Source organism: Streptococcus sp. HMSC066F10 (genome assembly GCF_001813805.1).
Classification (GTDB): Bacteria; Bacillota; Bacilli; order Lactobacillales; family Streptococcaceae; genus Streptococcus; species Streptococcus vaginalis.
This window is the reverse complement of record NZ_KV813983.1, coordinates 111,006-117,975: the sequence shown is the minus strand read 5'-3', so window position 1 is coordinate 117,975 and position 6,970 is coordinate 111,006. Positions and strand designations below refer to the sequence as shown.

The 6,970-nt window shown below is 41.8% G+C and carries 7 protein-coding genes and 2 pseudogenes; 2 read left to right on the top strand and 7 right to left on the bottom strand.

All coding sequences use genetic code 11. The features are described 5' to 3' along the window. Nucleotides 1-97: 97 nt before the first annotated feature. The 4 genes from HMPREF2933_RS05890 to HMPREF2933_RS05875 form a co-directional block, all read right to left on the bottom strand. The gene (locus tag HMPREF2933_RS05890; RefSeq protein WP_024051780.1) at nt 98-994 is read right to left on the bottom strand and encodes an RluA family pseudouridine synthase; all 897 of its coding nucleotides are present in this window, start codon (nt 992-994) and stop codon (nt 98-100) included. After that, entirely contained in the window at nt 984-1,445 is a 462-nt protein-coding gene (gene lspA / locus HMPREF2933_RS05885; protein ID WP_024051781.1) for a signal peptidase II, read from the bottom strand. Before lspA ends, HMPREF2933_RS05890 begins: the two co-directional genes overlap by 11 nt. Then, a complete protein-coding gene (locus HMPREF2933_RS05880; protein ID WP_024051782.1) occupies nt 1,442-2,350 on the bottom strand; it encodes a LysR family transcriptional regulator in 909 nt (302 codons plus the stop codon). Before HMPREF2933_RS05880 ends, lspA begins: the two co-directional genes overlap by 4 nt. Before the next feature lie 151 nt (nt 2,351-2,501). Beyond that, complete coding sequence (locus tag HMPREF2933_RS05875) at nt 2,502-2,942, bottom strand: hypothetical protein (protein WP_024051783.1); 441 nt, start codon at nt 2,940-2,942, stop codon at nt 2,502-2,504. A 172-nt stretch (nt 2,943-3,114) separates the two neighbouring features. On the opposite strand from HMPREF2933_RS05875, the gene HMPREF2933_RS05870 reads away from it, so the two are divergent. Beyond that, on the top strand, nt 3,115-3,372 hold the full coding sequence (locus HMPREF2933_RS05870; protein WP_024051784.1) for a metal-sensitive transcriptional regulator: 258 nt from the start codon (nt 3,115-3,117) through the stop codon (nt 3,370-3,372). 533 nt (nt 3,373-3,905) lie between these two features. Beyond that, nucleotides 3,906-4,394, top strand: a complete 489-nt coding sequence (locus tag HMPREF2933_RS05865; protein WP_024051785.1) for a prolyl-tRNA synthetase associated domain-containing protein — start codon at nt 3,906-3,908, stop codon at nt 4,392-4,394. A 135-nt stretch (nt 4,395-4,529) separates the two neighbouring features. Here HMPREF2933_RS05865 and HMPREF2933_RS05860 read toward each other — a convergent pair. From HMPREF2933_RS05860 to HMPREF2933_RS05850, 3 genes and pseudogenes are all read right to left on the bottom strand, one after another. Next, nucleotides 4,530-4,826: pseudogene (locus HMPREF2933_RS05860) on the bottom strand (rhodanese-like domain-containing protein). Then, a pseudogene (locus tag HMPREF2933_RS05855) lies at nt 4,816-6,470 on the bottom strand (FAD-dependent oxidoreductase). The pseudogenes HMPREF2933_RS05860 and HMPREF2933_RS05855 overlap by 11 nt, the downstream one beginning before the upstream one ends. A gap of 22 nt (nt 6,471-6,492) precedes the next feature. Continuing rightward, the gene (locus HMPREF2933_RS05850; RefSeq protein WP_070241635.1) at nt 6,493-6,798 is read right to left on the bottom strand and encodes a rhodanese-like domain-containing protein; all 306 of its coding nucleotides are present in this window, start codon (nt 6,796-6,798) and stop codon (nt 6,493-6,495) included. Between the last annotated feature and the right edge of the window lie 172 nt (nt 6,799-6,970).

Here is a 6,970-nt window from a genome sequence, read left to right as displayed (position 1 = left end):
GTATTTTGAAATTAAATAGCACCACGGGTAATATAACATTATTATATCAAAATTTCGAGCAAAATAAAAAAGAAATGAAGCAGAAAGAGATGTTCTCTCACTCCATTCCTTTTCTCAATTTCTCTAGTGTTTCTTGGAAAATAGCTGGCGCTTCTGCTGTAAATTCCATGACTTCTGCCGTCTTAGGATGAGTAAATCCAAGCGTTCTGGCATGTAAAAATTGACCGTGCCCTTTTAGCGTTTTACGTGGTCCATATACTTCATCACCTGCCACTGGGTGACCAATATAAGCCATGTGCACACGAATTTGATGTGTACGACCTGTTTCCAGTTGCAACTCCACCAGCGTATAATTGCCAAAACGTTCTAAAACATGGAAACGTGTAACAGCTGGCTTTCCTTTTGCCGTTACAGCTTGTTTTTTTCTATCTTTTTCACTGCGTCCAATCGGTGCTTCAATAACGCCTCTGTCATTCGGCAGATTACCATGCACAATAGCCCAATACTTCCGCAGGGATTTTTTATCTTTTAATTCCTTAGCAAGCTTGATATGCGCATCATCGTTCTTGGCAATCATCAACAATCCTGATGTATCTTTGTCAATCCGATGGACAATTCCAGGGCGCAAAACACCATTGATACCGGACAAATCCTTGATATGGTACATCAGCGCATTGACCAGTGTTCCGCTCGTATGCCCCGCACTTGGATGCACCACCATACCTTGAGCCTTGTTCACCACTGCGACATCTTCATCCTGATAAACAATATCTAGCGGCAGATTTTCTGCAACATACTCCAGCGCTTCTGGTTCGGACAATTCATAAGTAATCACATCACCTGCCTTGACAGCATACTTTGCTTTCTTGACTTGCCCGTTGACTAAGATTTGCCCATTTTTGATTTGTTCATTGGCATGGCTGCGGGATAATGGTGTCAAATCAGCAACCGCCTTGTCCAACCGTACACCGCCAATCTCTACTTTAACTTGCATTGCCCTCTTCCTTTAACATCATCACTATCAGTACAAGCACACCAATCGTCAGATAACTATCCGCAACATTAAAAATTGCAAAATTGATAAAATCAAGCTGAAACATATCCACAACAAAACCTTGGCGCATGCGGTCAATAAAATTTCCAATTCCACCTGCAATAATTAAACTCAAAGCAGACAGCAGCCAGACAGAACCTTTGATGTGCTTGCTCAAATACCAGATAGCAGCGCCAATCACCACTAAAGTAATTACCGCAAACAACCATTGCTGGTTCTCCAGAATTGAAAATGCCGCTCCTGTATTTCGCAAATAAGTCAAACTCAAAATCTTTGGAATGAAAGGCTTCACTCCGCCTAATTGAATGTTTTTGACAATTTCAAACTTGACCCATTGATCCAGCGCAATCAAAGCCACAATCACAATCGGCACGGTCACTTTTCGTTTCATTTTTTACCTCTTTTTGCAAAATATTCTTCCATAACAGCAACAAAAGCTGCACCGACTGGTGAAAGCTCTACTTCTTCGCGTTTAACATAAACCATGCGATTTTCCAAGTTGTCTTGTAATCGAATCACCGTAATGCCGTTTACGCTATTACTATCCAAAAATCCAGATCCTGTTGCATAAGCATCTGTCCGCTCTAAAATACCATTTAAAGTGGCACGATCCATCACATTAAACATCTGCGAACTGGCGCTGGTGTCCACGAAATTCTCTGAATAATAGAGATATTCGTCCTTTTCCTGTGTAAAACGAACCGTCGGCAAATCTGCCAAATCTTCCATAGTAAGCTCCTCTTTCCCAGCTAAGGGGTGATCCGCCCGCAGATAAATGTGTGTCTGAAAAGGAATCAAATCTACCACTTCCAGCCCCAATTTATCCATCCGCTGCATCATTCCCTTGGTATTTTGATTGTTCAGATAGATAATGCCAATCTCGCTGTGTCCTTGTGCAACTTCGTTTAAAATCTGCACCGTTGTAGATTCAAAAATTCGGAAATTCTTACCTTTTGGATAGCGTTTAGCAAATTCTGTTATCAGAGGCGGCAAGAAATCATAATGCTGGCTCGCAATGGAAAATTCTGCTTTTTCTTCCTCTGGATTGGCATACTGATTTTGAAAGACATCAAATCCTTTAACCAATTCTTGAGCTTTTTCGTAAAATTCCATCCCTCGACGTGTCAGAAATGTACCGCTACTCGTTCTGCGAAATACTTTAAAACCCAGTTCTTTTTCTAATTCTCGAACCGCAATGGACAAACTAGGCTGGCTGACATACATTTTCTCAGCGGCTTCACGAAAGGTGCCACTATTGGCAATGGCTACAACATAGCGCAGTTGTTGAATATTCATCCTTTTATCCTCTTTCAAGTGTTTTATCATTATACCATAAATCAAGGCATAACTAAACCTTCATACACCCATGAAATCCAGTCGTCGCTTCTTTCATATCTTCCTAATAAAACAGATAAAACAAGTTGTTTTTGGCTGCTACAAGTGACATTCAAGTTCTTTCACTCATGTAGTGGCTTATCTCATCAGCTGTCAATTTTCGCACTTCTGTATTGGGATACTCTTTGTATTCATGAACGGTAAAAACAGGTGTCAGCAATGGGCATGTTTTATCCTTATTCTTTTTTAAAAATATTTGTAAATCTTCTTTTGCCGCAAAAATTTTATAAGACAGCCTTCCCTTGCTATTTTCTATTTCATAAATACCGCATGGCTTTTTCATCGTATAATCAGCGGTTCGCAAGTATAGCTTTGAGATTTCTAAGGATTTAAACGGAAAATGCCACCTTTGCAATCCTCTCTTTGGGTCTTTTTCAATGCAGATACACCGCCCACATGTTCCGCAAATATACTGCCTGTGGTGTTGCAAACAATCCAAAGGATTCAGTAAAGGCGTTCTTCTACTTTCCCTAGAATAACATTCTTGACACATGTTTCCCTCCTGTTACTGACCGACATAGACGGCTTCTATCATGGTGAACATCCAAGTTTGACACAAACCATTCACATCATACCTCCCCATTATATCATAAAGAAAGAGCGAGAACTTTGACAAAGAGGTCTATTCAAGATATAATGTAAAAAAATAAACAGAGGACAAGGACATGGCAAATTCAAAGCTTATTACGCGGCTGAAACGCTCTGAAGGACAACTGCGCGGCATTCAAAAAATGATAGGAGAAGAGCGTGACTGTTCGGACATTATCACCCAATTAACCGCTGTGCGCTCTAGTGTCGAGCGGGTCATTGAGTTGATGATTACCGAAAATCTCACCGAATGTCTCGACCACCCTTTAGACGATCCCGAAGCTCAAAAAGAGCGACTAGAAAAAGCCGTCCAATACCTTATCAAACGAAAATAACCTCAGCAGGCGACGAAAACTGCTGAGGTTTGTTTATTTACGGTACACAATATAATAGATGATTCCAACTATTACTTTTTTAGAAAAATAGAACTGCACAATGGGCAAAAGCAGCTCTTAAAGGAGTGGTCGCCCAGCGGACAAAGTGAACCTGTTTCTAGGCAAGTCGTCAGCCCGGCGGACAGAGCAAACTTGTTTCTAAGCAAACCATCCGCTCGGCGGACGGAGTGAACTTATTTCTAGGCAAGTCGTCAGCCCGACGGACAGAGCAAACTTGTTTCTAGGCAAGCTGTCAGCCCGGCGGACGGAGTGAACTTATTTCTAGGACAGATTATCGACCCGGTCGACGAGGTGAACTGCTTTTAGGACAGACTAGCGACCCGGTCGACGGAGTGGACTGCTTTTGGGACAGACTAGCGACCCAGTCGACGGAATGAACTGCTTTTGGGGGCAGGTTGCCAACCATTGAAAGAAAAGTCCTCCTCAATATGGTATAATAAGAGTAATAAAACAAATCAAAGGAGGCAAGTAAAATGGACTTATACGCAAAAGTAGAAGAAACCTTAAACAAGTTAAACATTCCATTTGAAATCGTGGAACACGAACCGGCACTTACGACCGAGCAGGCAGACAGCTTTATCGAAGGCATTGAAGGCGTCCGCACCAAAACGATGTTTCTCACTAACAAGAAGAAAACCGCCTACTACTTGCTCATTATGGACGACAAAAAACGCTTGGACATGGACTTGTTTAAAGAACTGGTAAAAGCCAATAGAATCCGCATGGCATCCGCTGACAGTCTGTTTGAAAAAATGATGTTGCCAGCAGGTGTTGTTTCTCCATTTGGATTGTTAAACAATGCCGACAAAGACATTCAAGTTTATTTTGACAAAGAAATCATGTCGGAAAAACGAATGAGTTTTCACCCCAATACCAATGAAAAAACACTCTTTTTAGACACAACGGACTTACTCAAATTCCTAGAAGCTATTGGTTATGATCCACATATTATTGAGTTATAGGTTGGACAAAAACTCAATTTCTAGTCAAAATGAAGCAATGAACAAGAAAAAGCTTAAAATCAACGTTTTTGATAACTTGATTTTAAGCTTTTTACTATTTTTGAAAGGTTTTTATTCAGTTTATTTTCTCTTTCCTTATTCCACCTCGCCATGCCAGAAATTCATGCCCCCAGCTACATTGGTTACATCAAATCCTTGCGCACTTAAAAACTGACACGCAGCCGCAGAACGTGCACCAGATTAACAGATGACATAGTATTTCTCCTGCTGGCTCAGTTGTTTGTAGCCCGTCTCAAAAGTGCTTAATGGCAGATTTTGTACTGTCGGAACGTGCCCTGACACGAACTCATAAACCTCTCGCACATCAATAATGGACAGCTTTTCTGCTTGGTATTTCTTATAAAATTCAGACATAGTGATATTAATTTCCATATTCTACTCCCTCTGGTTTCACCATTTTATACAAGGCAAAAGCGCCGTCTAGGTTCTTAACAGAAAATCCTGCTTGTTTAAGAATGCGCTCGGCAATATAGCTGCGAAGTCCACTATGACAGCTCACGATGTAGTCCTGCGACTTGTCTAGCTCTCCTAAACGCTCACGCAATTCATTTAAAGGAATGTGAACCGTATCCACTTTCAAACGACCTTGTTGAAGCTCACTGGCCGTCCGCACATCTAGGAACTTCTTACCAGCAGCTAGTTCATCTTCCAATTCATACCACTGGATATTGTCGCTCAAACCTTCTACTAAGTTTAAGGCTGCATATCCCAGCATATTGACCGGATCTTTAGCAGAGCCAAACGGTGGCGCATAGGTAATTCCAACTCTGGCAAGTCAAAAATGGTTAGATTACCTTTGATAGCCGTTGCCAAAATATCAATCCGCTTATCAACGCCTTTTTTCCCAACACCTTGTGCACCATAAATTTTGCCACTTGTTGGCTCAAAGAGGAGTTTCAAGGTCACATCAGTCGCACCCGGATAGTAGCCAGCATGATCCTTACCACTGACATGAATAACTTGATAAGGCAGGCCATTCATACGAAGAATGCGCTCGCTCAACCCTGTCGAAGCAGCCGTCATGTCAAATGCCCGAACGATAGCTGTACCAATGCTACCTTTATTCTTGCAAGCTACCCCAGCAATCACGTCCGCCACTTGGCGACCTTGACGATTGGCAAGCGAAGCCAATGAAATCAGCGCGTCTTCTCCTGTAATCTCTTGCTTAACCACAATCGCATCACCGACTGCATAAATATCAGGTTGATTGGTTTCGTAACGCTCATTGACTAAGATACCGCCACGCAGTCCCAGTTCAATACCTGCCGCCTGTGCCAAAGCATTCTCCGGTTGCACCCCGACAGATAAAATGGTCACATCAGAAACAATTTTTTGCCCATTCTCCAGTACAATGACCTTTCCCTTGTCCTCAAACCGCGTAGCAGACTGAGAAGTAATTACTTGAATACCGTTTTTCAACAATTCAGCTTGAACAAAAGCAGCCATTTCTTCATCAAGCGGTGGCAAAACATGCGGTGCTTTTTCAACAATCGTCACCTTCAAACCGCGCCTCCGAAGATTTTCTGCCATTTCAAGACCAATGAATCCGGCCCCAATCACCACAGCTTCTTTTGGCTGTTTCTCCAAAGCTAACATAATCTCATCTAGGTCAGGAACATTACGCAAAGTATAGGTGTTTTCGGCTGTTTCCAAACCGTCAATCGGAGGCACAAAAGGCTTTGCTCCCGGAGACAAAATCAGCCTGTCGTAACTCTCTGTAAACTCTTTTCCATCATGCCGAACCGTCACTGTATGTTGATCTGGTGAGATAGCCGTCACTTCATGAAAAGGACGAACATCTAGATGAAAGCGTGCCTTTAAACTCTCAGGCGTTTGCACTAACAAATCTTCCCGATTAGCAATTTCTCCAGAAACATAGTAAGGCAGACCACAGTTCGCAAAGGAAACGAATGGTCCCTTTTCAAAAATAATAATCTCAGCGTCTTCTTTTAGCCGTCTTAAACGCGTCGCTGCAGACATTCCACCTGCAACTCCACCAACAATGATAATTTTCATTCAACTTCCTCCTTTATCACTTTTAAACAACTTTTCCGGTCCAAGCACTCATACCGCCTTGAACAATGACAACATCGTAGCCTTTTTTCTTTAGCTTTTTGGCTGCCATTTTGCTCCGCACATCGGAATGGCAAATGACATACAGTGTTTCATTTGTTGCTAGCGTGTATCTTGCGATTTCATTGAGTGGGACATTCTTTGCGCCTTTGATATGACCACGCCGATATTCAGACGGTGTTCGTACATCTAGCAGTTGAATCTTCTCTTTTAATTTTTGTTCCAATTCACTTGTAGAAATACTATCTATTTTCGTAAATAAGTGAAACATAAGCACCTCCGTTTATACCCTTGCGGGGTATATTAAACCATGAAGCTTTTTCTTTTGTCAAGAATCTTGTTTCAATATTTTTATAAAAAAAGAAGCCCCACAAATCAACCACATTAGGTTGCTTGTGAAGCTTATCCTTTCTATCGAATGATTCAACCTTTAGATCACTTTT